Below are 18,223 nucleotides of genomic sequence, written 5' to 3'. Positions count from 1 at the left end.
CCGCCCGGCCCGGATCTCGCTTCGCCACCCCATTCTTAATTTTCAATTCTTGATTATTAATTAATTCCCATGTCCTGGCCTATCTACCTTGCGCTCAAGCAACTCTTCCCCGGCGGGCGCAAGGTGCCGCCGTTCTTCACGCTGATCTCGATCCTCGGCGTGGCGCTCGGCGTCACGATCCTCATCATCTCGATGTCGGTCATGGGCGGTTTCGGCTATGAAATCCGCAAGATGGTCATCGACACCCAGGGCGAAGTGCAGGTCCGCGCCCGCAACGCGATCGCCGATCCGGCCGGCGCCATCGAAAACCTCCTGCGCGTGCCCGGCGTCGCCGCCGCCACGCCGTTCGCACAGGGCATGGTCATGCTCGAGTGCGAAGGCCGTCCCACCTTCCCCGCCATCCAGGGTGTCGACCTCGACAACGTCGAAACCGTCACCCCCTTGAGAAAATTTCTCCGCGCCGGTTCCTTCGACGACCTCGACGACGACTCCATTATCCTCAGCTCCCAGCTCGCCCGCACCCTGGGCGCGCACCTCGGCAGCAAGGTCGAGGTCTACTCCCCGCTTCTCCTCGAAAAGCTCAAGCAGGACGAAGTCTTCATGCCCCGCGAACTCCGCGTCGTCGGCATTTTCGAGATCGGCCACCAGCAGCTCGACAGCAGCATCGTCCTCGTGACGCTCCGGCTCATGCAGGATCTCTACGGCCTCGGCTCCGCCGTGCACGGCATCAACATAAAAATCGCCCCCGGTGCCGAGCCCTTTGACGTCGCGCAAGCCATCAATGCCACGCTTCCCTTCGACCAGCGCGCCGCCACCTGGATGGAGAGCAACGACGACTTTCTCTTCGTCCTGCAAATGGAGAAGAGCATGATCTTTTTCCTGCTCCTGTTCATCGTGCTGGTGGCCAGTTTTTCCATCGCCTGCTCGCTCCTCACCACGGTCGTCCGCAAAACCCGCGAGATCGGCCTCCTCGGCGCCCTCGGCGCGCGCCCCGGCCAGGTGGCGCTCTGCTTCTGCCTGCAAGGTCTCGTCATCGGCGTGGCCGGAACGCTCGCCGGCAACCTCCTCGGCTTCACCGCGCTCCACTACCGTAACGACATCGTCAGTTTTCTCACAAAAATCACCGGCGGCGAACAGGCCCTGCTCAACGCCTACCAGTTCAACAAACTCCCCTCGCACCTGCTCCTCTCCGACTATCTGATGATCGTCACCGGCACGATCCTCATCTCGCTCCTCGCCGGCCTCCTCCCCGCCTGGCGCGCCGCCCGTCTCAAGCCCGTCGACGCCCTCCGCAGCGAATGAAGCAAAATCTAACCACAAAGACACAAAGGCACAGAGAATGCACAGAAAAAACCTCCAGCCAGTCGTCATGAAAAACAACTACAACCTTCTTTCATCTCCGTGGCTTGAGCCTCTGTGTCTCCGTGTCTCTGTGGTTAATTTTACGACTCTGAAACAATAGGCTGCGATGACCTCCCCTGCCACGCCCATTCTCGCCGCCACCGCGCTCGAAAAATCCTACCTCAGCGGGACCACCCGCCTGCCCGTCCTGCACGGCGTGGATCTCTCCGTCGTCGCCAGCGAGACGCTCTCCATCCGCGGCGAATCCGGCTCCGGCAAATCCACGCTCCTCAATCTCCTTGCCGCTCTCGACACGCCCGACGCCGGCGCCCTCGTCTGGCAGGGCGACACCGTCTTTCCCCCGCCCCTTTCCCCGGCCACCGCCGCCACCCGCCGCGCCCGTTTCCTCGGCATCGTGTTCCAGTCCTTTTACCTCATCCCCGAACTCGACGCCCGCGCCAACGTCCTCATGGCCGCCCGCATGCTCGGCTCGCCCGCCGCCGCCGACCGCGCGCGCGCCGACGAACTCCTCGCCAAGGTCGGCCTCGCCGGCCGCGCCCATCACCTGCCCGGCCAGCTTTCCGGCGGCGAACGCCAGCGCGTGGCCATCGCCCGCGCCCTCATGAACCGCCCGGCCCTGATCCTCGCCGACGAACCCACGGGCAACCTCGACGAAAAGACCGGCGACGCCGTCATCGACCTCCTTCTCGGCCTCTGCGACGAAACGCAGACCGCCCTCGTCCTCGTCACCCACAACCCCGCCCACGCCGCCCGCTGCCGCCGCGCCCTCTTCCTCCACGAAGGGCGTTTCATGTAAGCACTGTTTGTCGAAGCCGGTAGCCGGTTAACATCGACGAACAGCGTTGAACGCCCCGGTCCCGCTTTCACGATGAAGTGGCAGCGGCAAGCCTGCGTCCATCCGCCTCCCCCCGAATCCGGAGGTTACGTTTGTGACCAAAATGTTCCGAGCGCTCCTTTGCCGGACCCTGTGCACCGCGCTTTACTCGCGCTTCATGCAAACCGTCGACCCGATCACGGCCTCCACGTCGTTTCCCACCCGCCGCACCCTCCGCGAACCTGCGCGTGACGTGCCCGTCGTCCGCAAGACCGACATCCTGGTTTGCGGAGGCGGCCCCGCCGGCATCGCCGCCGCCTTCACTGCCGCCCGCGCCGGAGCCAGCGTGCTGCTCCTCGAACGCCACCCCTTCCTCGGCGGTGTCTGGACTGCCGGCGCTCTCACGATCATCCTCGACGCCGAAAACCGCCCCGGTATCAACCGGGAAATCCGCACGCGTCTCGAATCCCGCGGAGCCGTCGAGTACTCGCACCACTGGCCTCGCTGGCCCATCTACGGGCTCGAAGCCATGAAGGGGCTGCTCGACGAGATGGCCGAGGAATGCGCCCCGCGCCTCGAAGTGCAGCTTTGCACCCAGGTCGTCGGCGTGGCACACGACGGCAACCGCATCACCGGCGTATTCACCGAAAGCAAATCCGGCCGCGAATTCATCGAATCCAGTATCATAATAGACACTACGGGGGACGGTGATGTGTGCGCCCGCGCCGGCTGCCCCTTCGAGCATGGCCGCCCGGGCGACGGCAAGGTGCAGCCCATGACGCTCTACGGCCGCATCGGCGGCTACCGCGGCGTCGGCGCCGCCCGGCACCAGCCGATGCTCGGCATCGCCCGCGCCGCCGGCTTCCAGCTCAGCTATGAACGGGTCACGCTGTTCCCGCAGCCCGGCCAGCCCGGCGTGTTCATGCTCATGGCCACCCACCTTTTCGGCAGCGGCATCGACGCGCGCAATCTGACCCGCGCCGAGTTTCAGGGCCGCAAGGAAATCCGCGAACTGGTCCACATCCTCAAGACCCGCGGCGGTGAGGACTGGCGCGACATCTACCTGATCGACACCGGCCCCTTCGTCGGCGTGCGCGAAGCCCGCCGCATCCTCGGCCGCTACTATCTGACCACGGAAGATATCCAGACCGGTCGCCGTTTCGACGACGGCATCTGCGAAGTGCGCTTCAACGTGGACATCCATCACCCCGACCCCTCCGAAGGACGCGGCCTGTTCCACCTTCCCATGCGCCCCTACGATATTCCCTGGCGCTGCCTGCTCGCCCGCGATCATGACAACCTCATAGTGGCCGGCCGCTGTATTTCCGGCGATCACATCGCCCATTCCAGCTATCGTGTCACCGGCAACGCCGTGGCCATGGGCGAAGCCGCCGGCCTCGGCGCCACGCTGGCCGTGGAACAAGGCATCGATCCGGCAGACATCGCTATCTGCGAACTCCGCACCCGCCTTGGTCTTCCTGCAGAAAGCGGAGCCCCGGCCTGACAGGGACCGCGTGACCCGTATTTCCGCTCACCGCCTGTGATCGGTGCCCGGCGCATGGCCAAATTTTTTGCGAAAGCACCGTGCGAAATAATTGCCACTGCCAAATCCGCATGCGTGGGCGATGTCCGAGATGTTCATGCCCGGCATGGCCAGGATCACCCGCGCCCGCCTCAGGCGCTGCTCCAGTACGTAATCGTTAAAACTGATCCCGTCGCCATATCTGGAAAAAAGTCGTGAAATGTGGTTCGGGTGAACGTGCAGGTAGTCCGCCACGTCCTGCCTCGTGATCGGATGCTGGAGGTGTTCCTGCACAAACTGGCACGCCGCCCTCCAGGTGAAGCGCCCCTTGCCCGCGCTCGCCACCTGCTGCTCCGGCCGGTCCAGCAAGCCGACCGCCTCCAGCAGGATGATCTCCGCCAGCCGCCGCAACACGCGTGGATCACGCGCCCGGCCGGCCGCCTCGCAAAATGCCGCGCCGTCCGTATCCGGAACATGAGGACAATGATGCGTGCTCATGAAACGTTGCCACGGTGCGCTGTTCGAGCCGGGCAGCCTTTCCGCGATCGCAAACAATGTGAATTGCGGATGAAACACGATACCGAGTGAAAGGTAGTCCGCCCCATCGACGGGCTCCATGCCGCATCCCGGCGCGACGAAAATCACTTCGCCCGCGCGGACCCGCACCTCCACGAAACGGTTGCCGCGCCGCACCCGGTAGCGCCCCGTACCGCGGATACACAGGCTCAGCCTGGGCACATCGAGCACGGTCATCCGCCCCTCTCCCGGAAGATGTCCCGGTTCGCCCGCCAGATGCGCGCCCCGGATGCCGGTCGCCTGACCCGCGAAGAACGGTTCGATCTGCTGCCTGAAAATATCGGGGCTGGCCGTGGTCTCGGGGTATTTCATTTTGCGTCGGGAACGGGCATCAGGAACGTCGATCGGGAAACCTGCCACGGCCTCGTTCCGGTGGCGAGGCGGGAATGCAGCGGAGGTTACGTTTGTGCTAGCAATGTGTCACATGACGTCTTCAACGGAAACCGGCCTGCGGCATGCTGGGAAACCGACAGGCACTTTCCTGTATCCGTATCCATTTCCCCATGTCATCCATGAGCCTGCAGTTTCCTCACGCTGCGTCCCTCCACCCAGGCGCAGGAGCCCTCGATCAGGAGGCGCTGGGGATGCACGGGGACGCCGCGCTCGTTGCGATGGATCATGCTCACGAGCAGATCCACGGCGGCGGCTCCGATCACCGCTCCGTTTTCATCCATACCGGAAAAAAAGCCGCCGCCGTTGTCCGACATGATGGGCGGCACCAGGCCGATGTCCTCCGGGATTTTCCGACCCGCCGCCTCCAGCCACCGGCGCACCGTTTCGACATTGGAGGCGATGATGACATCCGGGCGATAGCGCGCCTCCCACTCGAGAAAGAGATTCCGCCGAAGCCGCGGCACCACGAGCGGAGGGATCGTATCTCCGCGTCGTCCGTAATCGGACGCGTAGGCCCAGAACGCCGCCGTCCATACGCGGTTGACGCGGTCTTCCAGAGGCTGAAGACGGAAAATGCCCGGTCTCCGGTAGCCCAGCGAATGGAGCCGTTTCAGCAACGCGATCATCGTCTGGTAATGGTGATTCGTTACGCCGTGCAGAACCGGAGATTCCAGGGTGTGACCAAACGTGACGGCGGAAAACCGCGACAGGTCCATGTCGAGCCGCACATGCGGCCGGGACTGTGCGGCAAACAGCAACCCCTGGATGCCGCGAGCCTCCGCGATACGCAGCACCCGTCGTGCATCCATCCCCGGTTCGCGCAGCCAGAATTCTTCCAGCCGGTAGCCCTGCTCCTGCGCCCGGACCCCGGCGCCCCTGAAGTGCTGCGGGAAAACCGGATTCTCGCGCCATCCGCCGCGCGTCGGCCAGTTGGTGATCCAGGCCAGCGTGCCCGCAAATCCCGCCTCCCGTCCCGCCTGCCGGTAAGCCGCCAGCCCGGTCAGGTAGGGGTCGGGCCGGTAACCGAGCTGCGCGGCCAGTTCACGGACTCTCCTTTTGGTTTCCCCGGCAATCTCTGGGTGATTGCGCAATGCCCGCGACACCGTGGCGTGATGAAGTCCCAGTTGCCGGGCCATTTGGGGAATCGTCACACGTTTGTCCAGAGCGGGAATGTGCATGGCGGAGAAGGAGAATATCGATGCATCGCACATGTGTGCGGGCTCCGGTTCTTGTATGCTGAAACCCATCCCGCAAGCTCCATTCCGTCGGGGCGCAGCCGCCCAGCCGCCCTTGCCAATCATCACCTGCCAACCCGGCAAAAACCCGTTTTCCCTGACCCGTCACCCGTAACACCCGCATAACATTATGAAATCATACCTCCGCACCTCACTGCTTCGGCGCACAGTCGCTTCATTGCTGATCGCCACCGCCAGCCTCGCCCCGCTCACAATCGCCCATGCGCAATCGCAAACGCTGGCGTTGTTCGACTTTGCGGGTTCCTCCACCTCGTCGTCCGCCACACCGGTTGACAATCTTGACGTTTCTTCCCTGGCGCCCGGGGATTTCACCGGTGCGGATGACGGGCGATATGGCTCCAACACCAATGGTTATTTCAGCCGTGCGGCCAATTCTACCGGTGTGGGATTCTTAGCCACGTCCAAAGACGACGCCCTTACGCTGGGGGATTACGTCGAATTCTCCCTCACCCCGACAAACAGCGATGTGCTCTCCCTCGACAAACTGACCCTGAAGCTCGGCAATCAACGCGGTTCCGTCTCCACCGAGACCGCTGTCGCTGCCTTCACGGTTCATTTCTTTGTGCGCGCCAGCTTTGATGACTTCCAGAGTTATCAGGAACTCATCGCCGATACGACCTCCTCACGGTCAGCCAAAGCAGCCGGGGCCAGTGGCAGCGGTACCAGTGTCTCCCTCAGCACGGTGACGATCGATTTCGCCTCGCTCGCTGATTTCCAGAACATCGACACCTCTGTCGCCTTCCGGATCTATGCGTTTATCGAAACAACAGAGCGGCATTCCAGCCAGATGGCCTATTTCGTCGGCAAAGGCACGGAACTCACCGGCACCGTTACTGCAGTCCCCGAACCTGCCACATGGGTGATCCTTGCAGGTATCGCCGGACTTGCCGTCGCCTGCCTCCGGCGCCGGTAATGATTGCGCAACTACATTGCCCCCGATATCCCCCCCGGTCCCCGCGTTTTCGATCAACCCGTCCAAAACACCAGTGCACCCGCAAACACACCTCGCCCCTCGCAAGGCACACGGCTTCACGCTGATCGAGTTGCTCACCGTTATCGCCATCATCGGCATCCTGGCGGCGATCATTATTCCGACCGTTGGTCGTGTCCGCGCGACGGCGCGCTCCGCGCAATGCAAATCCAACCTTCGCCAGATCGGTGTCGCCGCCGCGATGTGGAGCGAAGACCGCAAAGGCGACATTCTCCCCATCCACAACAGCAAGGAAGACAGGCCCAATCCTTTCAATGCACAACACTGGCCCTCCCTGCTCGCTCCCTATATCGGACGCACCGGCACTGAACCGCTGGCAAACTACACCGACGTACCCGTGTTCCTCTGTCCTGGACTCGGCGCCGGGCCGGAAGCCTTCGGTTACGGCATCAACGTGCTCATTTCTCCCACCAACGGCAGTTCCATCGCGCGCCCCTTGCTCAAAATGAACGCCGTTGCCACTCCCTCCAGAACCGTGCGTATGACCGATAACTACCGGGCTCCCGCCGACAAATGGCGTGTGTTTGTCCGCCAGCCTTCTTATGGGAAATGGAAGACCACGCTTCCCGGAGAAACTGGCATCATGGACTTCCGTCACCCAGGCCAAACCTGCAACGTTCTCTGGCTCGACGGCCACGTCACTTCGGAAAAACCCGACACACCTTTTACCACCAACAACGACCTCTGGGATCTTCTCTGACTCCCCCCGCCCCTCTTCGGTCCCCGCGTTTTCGATCAATCCACCCAAAATACCAATGCACCCGCAAACACACCCCGCCCCTCGCAACGCACACGGCTTCACGCTGATCGAGTTGCTCACCGTTATCGCCATCATTGGCATTTTAGCGGCGATTATCATCCCGACAGTCAGCAAAGTCCGCGAAAGCGCGCGTCGAGCTCAATGCACTGTCAAGGTTCGCCAGCTCGTCATTGCGAGCATCACCTACGGTAACGAAAATCGCGGCAGGCCACCTTACCCTTATGGCACCGACGCTGCGCCAAACTTTGATGGTGTTCCAAACCAGATGGATCCCAATGCCTACGATCGTTGTTTGCGGCCCTATCTTGGTGATCGTTTTCATGCGCTTTACTGTCCTGGAGCCATCGCCAGGGATGACTCTTACAACCCCGAAAAGCTGCGGGCAAGCAACTCCACCTCGCAATATATGAGTTACCAGTATTTCAACCGAAAGGAAGGCTCAGGGAGCTTGCCTCCAAAAGCAAAAGCCATGCGCTTCGAGAATCTCAATAATCCTCCCTTGGAATACGCGATGTGGGGTTGTCTTACCTACATGATATCTGCCGGGAATCTTGGGCATGACGTTGATCGGAAGAAAGGCGTTCGCCCCACCGGTATGAACGCAGGCTACGCAGACGGCTCCGTCAAATGGGTCCTCTACGACAAGACACAGGGATTCACGACTGGTGGTAACTACCGCTGGCCCATCCCAAAAGGCCAATAAGTTTCCAGCAGTGTACACGCTCTTTTATTCACCTTACTTCATTTGTTTCCATGCCCAGGCTTCTTCGCATTGTCCTGCTTTTTTGTGCCGCCTCTGCCGCTCTTGTCGCGGCCACCTGGCCTGTCGTCCCGCCAGTCGATTTCACAAAAATTGCCCCTTCCGATTTCAGCGCCGATGATCTCGAGCTCGTCACTCCGCTTGCGCATTTCACGCAGGTGGCCAATGCCGTCGTCGAGGACGGTCCCGATCGCGGCTTCATCAAGATCGCCGTCTGGCGCAGTTCCGGCGACAATCGGCCGTACAACGCCCGTATCCAGGAAAACATTATCGCACTCGCCTGGTTTTACACCGCCGACCGCGCCTGGAATCCCTACCGCGGCCACCCTGCCGTTTGTGTCCGCCTCGAGGCCGCACTTGATTACATCGCCCGTATCCAGAACGACGACGGACGTTTTTCCGAATTCGCGCCCCAAAAGTGGAATCTCGCCGCCACCGCCTTCATGACCAAATTTCTGGGCGAAACACTCGAACTCCTCGACGCCGCCGCCAAAACCGCCTCTCCCGTCACCATCGACCCCGGCGTTCTCGCCCGCGCCCACGCCACCTGGCGCAAGGCCCTCGTCGCCGCCCTCACCATCGACGAACTCTACGAATTCGGCGCCACCTGCACCAACCAGTACGGCAACCTCTGGCCCGGTGGCCTCGCGTGGCTCCACCTTCATCCCGACGATACCGAAATCCGCGCACTCTGGGAAAAACGCCTCGCGCAGAGCATCCCCGATTTCCAGAGCCCCGCCGGTTTTTTTTACGAACGCCAGGGTCCCGACTTCGGCTACACCCTCGGCACGCATGAAACCAACATCCGCGGCGTCTGGCCCTACGTCCGCGACACTCCACGCGCCGCCACCTTCATTGCCACGGAAAAAAAGTGGTTCGACTGGCTCTCGTGGAACATCGTCCTTCAACCCGGCGCCGACTGGTTTGCCGTCAACCACGCCATCGAAACGCGCCAGCAGCACCCGCTTGTCCGCCATCTCGAAACGCCGATGGCCGAACACGTCCCCGTCGCCCGTGCCCTCTCCCTCACCCGCGAAACCCGCGCCGCCACTATCGCCGCCGAACGCACCCGCCTCGCCAAAGACTGGCCCGGTGTCGCCCCGCTCAAGGTCGGCAACCGCACCGCCTTTATCCCCTATCTGTTTCAGGATCGCCGCTCTCCGGCGTATTACCCGACCGATGCCGAACGCGACGCCGCTCTCGCGACGCTCCCCTGGCTCGCGCGTGATCGTTTCAACCACGCCCGCCACGACGACCGGCCCGGCAACGGCGGCGCCGATTTTCTCTACCTTCGCCGTCCCGCCTACTACGCCGCCTTCGCCAGCGGCCAGGCCACGACGAAACAGCAACGCTACGGCCTCACCCTTCTCTGGCGGCCCGACACCGGCGTTATCCTCGCCGGCCAGAGTCGCGTCGACGGGCTCGTCTGGGGCACCTACGGTCCCGGAGCCCCCATCGCCATCGACTCGCGCACCTTCCGCCCCGTCGTCACCATCTCCAAAAACAGGATACCGTCCCCGCTTCCCGCCGCCGCCGACCTGCCCGATGGCGACCTTGTTCTCCGCTACAAGCTCGCGTTTCCCCGCAACGCCAGACCCACCGGTGACAAAACCGTCAAATTCGCCGACGATGCCATCACGGTCGCCGTCCGCTTTGCCGGTCCGTTCTCCGAAAAATTTCCCTTCGTCGTCGCAAAGGACGAAACCGTTTCTGTCGAGGATCACACCGTCACCGTACGCGGCCCGTCCGGCCCCCGGATCACGCTCTCCTTCCAGGGCGCCACGCAGGCGCCCTCGCTCACCGAAGCGCCCTGCTCGCTGCCCGGGCGTCGTATCGTCTGCGTACAGCTCGCCGCCGCCGACAAGCTCGACTACAGCCTGCGTTTCTGAACGCCCGCCCATGAAATGCCTGCGGTTCCTGCCTCTCCGGATGCCACGCCCGCTTCCGCTTTTCGTTTTCCCGTCCGGGCTCCCCGCCGCCTTCGCCGGACGACAGGCGGGCGAGACGCTTGTGCCGCCCTTTTGAATCATGCGCCCCTTTTTTTCCATCCCCTCCCTGCTGCTCGCCCGCGGTCTCGCAGTCGGCCTCGCCGCCTTCGCCGCACTGGCTCCCGCCCGCCTCGCCGCCTATGCCCGGCCCACCAACCTGCCGCCCTTCCCCAAAGCGACCCCGCTCGAAACCAACGCCGGATCCGGCATCAAACTGTTCCAGCCCGAAGGCACGCCCTTCCGCGTTCCCGTCGAGGACTGGCAAGGCGCCCGCCAGCGTGTCGCCGCCGATCCCGAATGGCAGCAATGGATCGACGAAAAACGCGTCGCGGTTGACGCCTGGATGGCTCGCCATCGCGACCGCCCGGAGTGGATTCCCGGCGGCAGCCACGATTTCGTCAGTCCCGCCGACGGCTCCTTCCTCATCTGGACCGAAGACGTCCCCGGCGAGCCCGTCTCCGATTCCCCCGGGGCCTCGGTCGCAAAACTGCACAGCAGCACCGGCCACGATGTCGAACCAACGCCCGAAATCCTTGCCGCCTGGGTCACCCGTTTCCGCAACCGCCACACGCAGATGATGGTCGAAGCCGCCAACCTGTATCAGTTTACCGGTGACACACGTTATGCCGGATGGGTCGCCGGCCAGCTCGATTTTTACGCCGACAATCTCCTCCGCTGGCCCCTCACCCTCGCGCGCGGATCGCCCGCCCGCCTCGGTGTGGACGCCTTTGAGGACGCCACCACGCTCACCCGTTTCGTCGAGGCCGCTCGCCTCGTTTTCCCGTACGCCGCCCCCGCCCGGCGGCAGGCATGGCTCGACCGCCTCTTCGTCCCCGAAGTCCGGATGCTCGAACAGTCCGGCCAGAACATCCACAACCACGGCGTCTGGCTGCGCGCCGCCCAGTGCATGGTCGCTCTCCTCTACAACGACGACGCCATGTGGACCCGCGCCGCCGACCTCCCCTGGGGTCTCCGCGACCAGCTCCTCCGGGGCGTCACCTCCGACTACTTCTGGTATGAGCAATCCGTCGCCTACAACGACTACGTGCTCATGGCCATGCGCCCGTTGCTGACCCTCGCCGGTCTCACCGGCAACCGCCACCGTCTCCTCACCGAAGCCGCCATCGTGCAAAACATGATGCTCACCACCCTCTTCCTCCGCTTCCCCGACGGCACCGTTCCCAACCCCTCCGACAGCACCCACACCTATCGCGCCCCCGCCGGCCGCATGGGTCACTACTATCGCGTCCTGCCCACCACCCTCGGTCTCGAAATGGCTTCCCGCGAACGCACTTGGGACACCCTCGTCGATCCGCCGCCTCCCCCGCCGCGCCCGCCGGTCGTGCCCGACGTCGTCTCGCGCAGTTTCGAATCCTCCCGCTTCGCCGTTCTCAGGCAGGGGCGGTGGCAGTTGTTTTTCCACTACGGCCAGCTCGAACGCTCCCATACCCAGGCCGAGGCGCTCAACTGGACGGCGTCGTTCGACGGTTTTGTCATCAACCGCGATCCCGGCACCGTCGGGTATGGTTCGCCGCTGAGCGCCGGCTACTTCAAACGCGGCCTCAACCACAACGTGCCTCTCGTCAACGGCGAAGGCCAGCAGCCCTGGCATCCCGGAACGCTCCTCCGCTTCGACGCCTCCGCCAACGTTGTCTCCGCAGAGCAGCCGCACTATCGCGACGACGCCTCCGCCCGCCGCACCCTGCGCATCGATGCCGCCACCGATTCCCTCATCGACGAGACCACCATCACGCTCACCGGTCCGGCCGACGTTTCCTCCAGCGCGGTCACCGCTTCGCCGCGGCTCGGCCTTTCGCTGCACCTGGATGGCACGCCGCGCCTGCCGCCCGGCTTCACTCCCGTCACCGACGACGACTTTCGCCGCGACCGCCCCGAACCCTTCACCTGCTGGCGTGACATCCGCGCCGCCGCCTTCCGCGACCGCGCGGCATTTACCGTCGAGTTCGAAGGCGGCCGCGTGCTCCGCGTGGAGTTGGCGACGCCCGGTGAATTCACGCTCTACCAGGGCTCCTCGCCCGACCGTCCCCCGCACCGGCGTGCCGGTTTCTACATCGAGAAAACCGGCCGCGAAACGGCAGCCACCTTCACGACCACCTTCACGCCCGTCCGGCCCGATTCATAAACCATGCGAGCGACGCAGACCGCACCGGCAGCACGGCTCGCCAGTCCCCCCGGAATGCGCCCGGAACCGACCTGCTCCGGATCGGCGAAACCACTATGTCCCCCGACAAAGTACTGCCACGACATGGCCTGCGACCAACCTCCTCCGGAACAAGAGACAAACGGATTTGTCAGGTGGTCTCCTATCTCGAAAACCAGCCCTTCACCTCGAAACTCCGGGAACGGCATCTGGCACAAATTGCCGGCCTTGGGCTCAGTCAATTCACGCGCCTGTTTCAGGCGGACATGCTCCTCACTCCCAAAAAATATCTCGATCTGCGTCGTCGTGAAGCATGCAAGCGAATGCTGGTCAAAAGCTCGCTCCCGCTAAAACAGATCGCCTGCGTCCTCGGCTTCGGACATGCCTCGGATTTTTCCGCATGGTTCAGGAAACATTATGGACTCTCTCCCCGGGAATTTCGCAACCGTTTCAGTCATCGAAAAACAGATACAGAGGCGATTCCGGACCTCGAGCGTCACTCCGCCACCGGATGATAATCCCGCACCTCCAGGAAGAGGTTCCCGCCACGCTGCTTTCCCCGGTTCACCTGGTCAACGGCCGCCTGCCGCCTGCCGTTCCGGCAGAGCTTTACCTTTTCCCGTTCGCACGCCACCTTTCTCCCATGTCCTCATCCCCGCCACTCCACACCGCCTGGGCCACGGCCTGCGCCGAACGTCGCGGCGAACGGATTTTCCGCACGGCTTCCGCCAGCTCCGCCGTCAGCCAGGACGATGCCCGCCGCCTCGCCCGCGCGCTCGCCGAAACCCGCGCCCGCGCCGCCGCCGACGGCGTCACTCCGCCCGCGCTCGACGGCGGGACTTATCCCTACCCCGAGCGCGTCCTCGTCGAGCCCGTCCTCCAGCGTCTCACCTTGCCCGCGTCCGGCTCCGCGGCCGTCGAGCTGGCCCGCATCACGCGCAACAGCTACCAGGCCTCCGTCCTCAATGCCTACCGGGTGATGTTCGTCGATGTGGATACCGCGCCCGATTCCAGCAACGCCGGCGACGAGGAAACCGTGCCGCAAGACGAGGCGCTCGACGCCCTCGTCGGCCTCACCGGGCGCCAGCCCGATCTCGCCTTCCGTGTGTACGCCACGCGGGCCGGCCTGCGCTATCTCTGCATCAGCCGCCTGTTCGATCCGGTGTCCGACGACAGCCGCGGCATCCTCGCCGGCCTGCGCGCCGACAAACGCTACGCCACGCTCTGCCGCGTGCAGAAATGTTACCGCGCCCGCCTCACCCCCAAATACTGGCGTTGCCTGTGGACACCTCCCGCCCCGCCGCCCGAATCCCGCCCGCGCGGCTTCTTCGCCCAGCTCCTCCACGCCGCCTCCGCGCCGAGCCCGGTCACCGATCCGGCGCGTTTCGCCACCTGCCGTTACCTCGAAACCGTCGGTTCCCCTCCCCGCACCCTTCCGCCGGAGATCGACCTCGTCCTCCGCCACCACGACACCGTCACCGAGGCAGCCACCGACAAACCGCTGGCGTAGCCGCATAACGGGGATCCCGTGCAGCGCCTCCCCCCACCGATCCGTCCGCTTCCACTCCCCGCGTCATCGGCGGCGATCCGAAGCCATAGCGTGTCCGGCCTGAAAAGCCGTTGGCGCGACGCCCGGATGCAAGCAGATCCGGGCTTGTGACGAGCCCGCGAAACGAGCAGGAAACTTTTCCCATGTCTGTGCCTGCATCTGCGTCTGTTGGCTCGCTCGATCCGGCCGCTCTGGTGGCGGAAGCCGTTGCCCTGGGGGCCTCCCGCGGTTTCTCCGTGGAAACCTTTGCCGAAGTGACCGGCGTCCCGCTCGTCGCGCTCATCCGGCCCGCGCCGCCGGATCGGCCGCACATCTACCTCTCCGCTGGCATCCACGGCGACGAACCAGCCCCGCCCCGGGCGCTGTTGCGGCTGCTCGAACTCGGCGTCTTCGACAACCGCGCCGGCTGGACGCTCGTCCCCATGCTCAACCCGGCCGGCTTCCGGCTCCGTACCCGCGAGAATGCCGACGGCGTGGACCTGAACCGCGACTACTTCGAACTGCGCACCACCGAAGTCACCAGCCACCTGCGCTGGCTGAAGAACCGGCCGTCCTTCCATACGGTTTTCTGTCTGCACGAAGACTGGGAATCCCTCGGTTTTTACCTTTACGAACTCAACCCCGCGCAACGTCCTTCGCTGGCCGACGCCATGATCGCCGCCGCGGCCCGGCATATTCCGGTCGAGGCGTCGCCCATGATCGACGGACGCCCCACCGCCGCCCCCGGCCTGATCCGCCCGGACTTCGATCCGGCGACACACACCACCGGCGCCGAGGCGGTGTATCTGTGCCGACACCACACCACCCTCAGCTATACCCTCGAAACGCCCTCCGCCCTCGCCCTCGATCTGCGGATCGAGACCATGGTTGCCGCCGTCCGTGCCGGTCTCGATGCCCTGCTCGGGAAAGACGAGCAGCCAGCTGCCGTTGACGGCATGACAGCGTCTCCCCCGCTCAAATCTGCGTCAGCCGGTACGCCAACGGGGTCACGCCGAACTCACGTCTGAACGTCGGGATAGTCACTGTACTTTAACTACAGAAACCCGGATCGTCCACAGACCCGGTCCTCATCCCGCCATGGTCACTCCCGTGCCGCCGGCTCCGGTTCGAATCGCACAATGAGCCGCAGGTCCGGAGCATCGGGAACAAGCGTCACCGCCAGCACCGAGATACCGTCGTTCTGTTTCTCCTCCCGTGTCGGCGGGCGGGCCGGGCTGGCCGAAAATCTCGCGCCCTCCGGTGCGGATACCACGGCCCGGAGAGTTTTTCCCTCCTGCGTCAGCGTCGCCGTGCGCCCGTCCTCCGAAAGCGTGATCCTGGCCGGCGTCAGCATCCGCCACGTCAGCGATTCACCGGCGCGCAAACCCTCGATCTTGTCCTCGATCACTACGGCCGCGCGCCCGGGCAGGGAAACCTGCCTCAGCATTTTTTTCGCCGCTCCCGGATACGCCGCCGTCAGGTCCACCGTGGCGGACGCCTCCTCCGGCGCACTCTCGAAACGTACGATCGGCGCCGTGGCCGTCGCCGATTGCAACCGGTCGCCCGGCATCACCGTGTTGTGACTGCGGTTGTTCATCCGATAGTATTTCCAGCGCTGGCCGCCCTCGCGGCGGTCGAAATAACGCGGGAGGCCGTAGTTATCCTGCCCGAGATCGACCGCCCAGCGCACGCCGCCGGCATCGAGCACGAACGAGCCGAGATCCAGGTGGCTGTGCGGCACGTTGTTATGGCCCCCTTTCAGCCCGACCCACAACGCATCCGGGTCCGCCGCCCGGCTGCGCATCACCACGAAATCGGCCTCGCCCCGGAAATGCGCGTCGAGCGGCAGCGTTGTCGCGGCCGCCGGCGCGGACGCCTGCTTCTCAGGATAAAAAAGCGCGCAAAAGACCAGCCCCCGCCCGCTCATGCCCCGCTTGTCGAGCGACGACTCGCGCACCTTCGCCTGCAGCAGCCGCCTCACCTCGGGCAACACCTCCGGGTGCCCGAAGCGCCGCGCCAGCCACACGTAAGTCGAAAGCGGCATCGAGTAGTCATGCGCCGGATTGCTGTCGGCAAAATTGAACGACAGGCCAGTCGGCCCGAAAACCTGCAACGCGTAAAACAAGGTCCGGTCAAAACCGGGCCGGTCGGCCACCCCGGCATCTCCCTCCGGCGTTTCCTCCAGCATGGCCAGCGCGTTGACCAGATAGGTGGTGCCGTAGCTCCAGTAGGTCGGCCCCTCCGGCCAGGCGCCGTCGGGCGCAAAGCCGCCCATCGCGAGCGGGAGCGAGGCGCGCGCGCCCGCGAGCACCTGAGCGGCCAGCTCCGGCTCCTCGTCGCGCAGGGCGAGGGCCGCGGCGACAAAGCCCGCGTTGCACACGAAATTCCAGTTGTTCAGCGTGGTGTCCCGCGAGCCAAAGGCCTGCCAGCGCAATGCGCCGCGCCCCTCGCGCTGATACGCCTCGGGGGCCAGGCCGAGGAGATTGCGGACCAGCGCGGCGCGGATGGTCGCACGATCCTCGGCGGACAGCTCCGGGCGCAGCCACGCGTAGCCCAGAGCCACGCCGAACCCCATCTCGGCCGTGTCCAGAAAGGACACCGGATTCCAGTCGGGGAAGCCGCAGACATTGAGCAAATCGCGCCTCGCCGCCTCCAGTTGCCGCTTGTCGCCATCGACCCGATACGCGAAGGCGCTGGCGATGATGCGGCCGGCGGCGGCGCGCGACTGGCCGAGCATGTTGCGGTCGCCGGGTTGCAGGTGCGTGTTGGGCGGCAGGGTCAGGTTCATCTCCGCCGCTTCGCGCACCCTGTCCAGCAACCCGCGCATGAGCGGGTCCTCGCGCTCCAGCCGGTGAATCTCCGCGAGCTTCGCATCGGACAACAGAAGCTGGCCCGCCGGCGGCGCAGCGAGCCTGCCGGTGTCGGCAGCCGGAGCGCCGCCGACCAGCGGAGAGATCGACAGGAGGATGCTCATAAGGAAAACGCGAAGAAATGTCATGATGTATCCAATACGGAGTTAACCTGAAAGCGGGAGGCCAACGGCAGATATCAAAGACGCCCCTGACGCCGGCGCATGCTCCGCGTCACCCCGCACGCCAGCAAGGCCACGAGGCCGGACAACATTGCGAGCGACGCCGGCTCGGGGATGGAGGAAATGGCGGAGAACGAGGCGGGAGCCGCGTCGTAGAGGCGGAACAGGTCGTAGTCGATGTCGCTGCTGTTCTCGGTGCCGCTGTTGGTACCTCCGATCAGGGAGAAGTTGCCGTCCGTCAATCCGGTGGTCACCACGCTGGAGTTGATCTTGAATGTGGCCGTGGCCAGGGCCGTCCCGCTCGTGTCGATGGCGCTGCCGTCAGTGTTCCCGAAAAGACTGGCCGTGATCCATCCCTCGGCATCCGTGCTGAAGGTGAAACCGATGTGGTTGATCGAGGCATTCACTCCGGTGGTTATGGGAAGCGTGCCGGTCAGGGTAATGGAGCTGACGGTGCTTCCGCCGGAATTGGTGATGGCACCGCTTTCCCCCTGGATGTAGAGTTTGAAGCTGTTGGCGGCGGATTCGGAAAACAGGGCGATGCGGAGCACGCCACTGCCACTGGAGGGAGCGCCCAACGTCAAGTCGATGGGACGAAACCAATTGGCATAGAACAAGGGGAGACTGTTGACCCGGAAGAACAAATCGGCACCGCCGTTGAGATGGACATAATCGCCCACTTTGGTGGACAACGCTCCCCAGGAATTGGCCGCACTGGTCGGCGTGAAGTTAACGACGGCACGATAACCACCGGAGGAAATCGTACTGTTTTTGAGCACATGAAGGTAAGACCCTTGGCCGAGGGGATTGGCGGTGGTGAGCGAACTCTGATAGATTGCGGTATTGCTGTTGAGTGCGCCCGTGCCGCCGACGTTGACGATGTTGGCGGAATCGAAACCCGCCTCGAAAATCAGGGCGGCCCGGACCGTGCCCGAGGAAAGCAGCAGGCCGATGCCTGCCAGAAGGAAGGGGCGAAGCAGATGCTTCATCACGGAATGCGAGGAGTAGGTGGACGTTGTCATGATGATTATTGGGTGGAGGTTGCAGGTCGTAACGCGGAAGCCGCCGGACAGGGTGTGCG

At 64.2% G+C, this 18,223-nt stretch carries 16 protein-coding genes; 12 read left to right on the top strand and 4 right to left on the bottom strand.

What is annotated here, in order from left to right; all coding sequences use genetic code 11:
* The first annotated feature begins 69 nt into the window (after positions 1-69).
* From OPIT5_14635 to OPIT5_14625, 3 genes are all read left to right on the top strand, one after another.
* Positions 70-1,302: an ABC transporter permease gene (locus OPIT5_14635; GenBank protein AHF91267.1), complete on the top strand. Its 1,233-nt coding sequence runs from the start codon at positions 70-72 to the stop codon at positions 1,300-1,302.
* Positions 1,303-1,468: 166 nt separating this feature from the next.
* Entirely contained in the window at positions 1,469-2,158 is a 690-nt protein-coding gene (locus OPIT5_14630) for an ABC transporter (protein ID AHF91266.1), read from the top strand.
* 142 nt (positions 2,159-2,300) lie between these two features.
* Positions 2,301-3,680, top strand: a complete 1,380-nt coding sequence (locus OPIT5_14625; protein AHF91265.1) for a glucose-inhibited division protein A — start codon at positions 2,301-2,303, stop codon at positions 3,678-3,680.
* Between the two features lie 27 nt (positions 3,681-3,707).
* On the opposite strand, the gene OPIT5_14620 is transcribed toward OPIT5_14625, so the two are convergent.
* Both OPIT5_14620 and OPIT5_14615 read right to left on the bottom strand, forming a co-directional pair.
* A complete protein-coding gene (locus tag OPIT5_14620) occupies positions 3,708-4,586 on the bottom strand; it encodes an AraC family transcriptional regulator (GenBank protein AHF91264.1) in 879 nt (292 codons plus the stop codon).
* A 194-nt stretch (positions 4,587-4,780) separates the two neighbouring features.
* Positions 4,781-5,839, bottom strand: a complete 1,059-nt coding sequence (locus OPIT5_14615) for a LacI family transcriptional regulator (protein ID AHF91263.1) — start codon at positions 5,837-5,839, stop codon at positions 4,781-4,783.
* A gap of 193 nt (positions 5,840-6,032) precedes the next feature.
* On the opposite strand from OPIT5_14615, the gene OPIT5_14610 reads away from it, so the two are divergent.
* The 9 genes from OPIT5_14610 (at position 6,033) to OPIT5_14570 (ending at position 15,139) form a co-directional block, all read left to right on the top strand.
* The gene (locus OPIT5_14610; GenBank protein AHF91262.1) at positions 6,033-6,836 is read left to right on the top strand and encodes an anchor protein; all 804 of its coding nucleotides are present in this window, start codon (positions 6,033-6,035) and stop codon (positions 6,834-6,836) included.
* A 73-nt stretch (positions 6,837-6,909) separates the two neighbouring features.
* Positions 6,910-7,614, top strand: a complete 705-nt coding sequence (locus tag OPIT5_14605; GenBank protein AHF91261.1) for an N-terminal cleavage protein — start codon at positions 6,910-6,912, stop codon at positions 7,612-7,614.
* 55 nt (positions 7,615-7,669) lie between these two features.
* Positions 7,670-8,377 (top strand): N-terminal cleavage protein, encoded by a 708-nt coding sequence (locus OPIT5_14600; GenBank protein ID AHF91260.1) that lies wholly within the window; start codon positions 7,670-7,672, stop codon positions 8,375-8,377.
* 50 nt (positions 8,378-8,427) lie between these two features.
* A complete protein-coding gene (locus OPIT5_14595) occupies positions 8,428-10,323 on the top strand; it encodes a hypothetical protein (GenBank protein AHF91259.1) in 1,896 nt (631 codons plus the stop codon).
* A gap of 10 nt (positions 10,324-10,333) precedes the next feature.
* Positions 10,334-10,459: a hypothetical protein gene (locus OPIT5_14590; GenBank protein ID AHF94400.1), complete on the top strand. Its 126-nt coding sequence runs from the start codon at positions 10,334-10,336 to the stop codon at positions 10,457-10,459.
* A 120-nt stretch (positions 10,460-10,579) separates the two neighbouring features.
* Positions 10,580-12,565: a heparinase gene (locus tag OPIT5_14585; GenBank protein ID AHF91258.1), complete on the top strand. Its 1,986-nt coding sequence runs from the start codon at positions 10,580-10,582 to the stop codon at positions 12,563-12,565.
* 173 nt (positions 12,566-12,738) lie between these two features.
* Entirely contained in the window at positions 12,739-13,098 is a 360-nt protein-coding gene (locus OPIT5_14580) for an AraC family transcriptional regulator (protein AHF91257.1), read from the top strand.
* A 128-nt stretch (positions 13,099-13,226) separates the two neighbouring features.
* On the top strand, positions 13,227-14,093 hold the full coding sequence (locus OPIT5_14575) for a hypothetical protein (GenBank protein AHF91256.1): 867 nt from the start codon (positions 13,227-13,229) through the stop codon (positions 14,091-14,093).
* A 182-nt stretch (positions 14,094-14,275) separates the two neighbouring features.
* Positions 14,276-15,139: a Succinylglutamate desuccinylase/aspartoacylase gene (locus OPIT5_14570; protein ID AHF91255.1), complete on the top strand. Its 864-nt coding sequence runs from the start codon at positions 14,276-14,278 to the stop codon at positions 15,137-15,139.
* Positions 15,140-15,213: 74 nt separating this feature from the next.
* Here OPIT5_14570 and OPIT5_14565 read toward each other — a convergent pair whose 3' ends face one another.
* Positions 15,214-17,109, bottom strand: a complete 1,896-nt coding sequence (locus OPIT5_14565; protein AHF91254.1) for a heparinase — start codon at positions 17,107-17,109, stop codon at positions 15,214-15,216.
* Positions 17,110-17,159: 50 nt separating this feature from the next.
* The gene (locus OPIT5_14560) at positions 17,160-18,164 is read right to left on the bottom strand and encodes a hypothetical protein (protein ID AHF91253.1); all 1,005 of its coding nucleotides are present in this window, start codon (positions 18,162-18,164) and stop codon (positions 17,160-17,162) included.
* Between the last annotated feature and the right edge of the window lie 59 nt (positions 18,165-18,223).

It is taken from the genome of Opitutaceae bacterium TAV5 (genome assembly GCA_000242935.3).
Classification (GTDB): Bacteria; Verrucomicrobiota; Verrucomicrobiia; order Opitutales; family Opitutaceae; genus Geminisphaera.
The sequence above is the reverse complement of the archived record's forward strand: the minus strand, read 5'-3'. Positions and strand labels throughout refer to the sequence as shown.